The sequence below is a fragment of the Mesorhizobium sp. M5C.F.Ca.ET.164.01.1.1 genome, assembly GCF_004792125.1.
Taxonomy (GTDB): domain Bacteria; phylum Pseudomonadota; class Alphaproteobacteria; order Rhizobiales; family Rhizobiaceae; genus Mesorhizobium; species Mesorhizobium wenxiniae.
This window is the reverse complement of the sequence record NZ_SRTG01000622.1, coordinates 1-280: the sequence shown is the minus strand read 5'-3', so window position 1 is coordinate 280 and position 280 is coordinate 1. Positions and strand designations below refer to the sequence as shown.

Genomic DNA, 280 nt, shown 5'->3' with positions numbered 1-280 from the left:
TGTGCTCTTCCGATCTGACATGGTTGACCCTCCGGACGACCCACTCACCTCGGGTGATCTGGTTTTCGAGCGCGCCTGTCCGGCCGTTGAAAAGATACAAATGCTCATACCCGTCGCGCTCTGATGCCCAGATGATCTCCTTCCCGTCATCGACATCGTAACGGAAGATTTTTCCGGCATCCTCCTGGCCATGCCCCAGCGGCAAATAATCCACGAATGTCTCGCTGGTCTCATCGATCAGGGAGCGCCCGCGGCCCGAGGCGGCGTCTACCTCGACCAA

At 58.6% G+C, this 280-nt stretch carries 1 protein-coding gene; it reads right to left on the bottom strand.

From position 1 onward, the window contains the following. On the bottom strand, positions 1-280 hold a 280-nt coding region (locus EN807_RS35040; RefSeq protein WP_189522723.1), incomplete at both ends, for a DPP IV N-terminal domain-containing protein.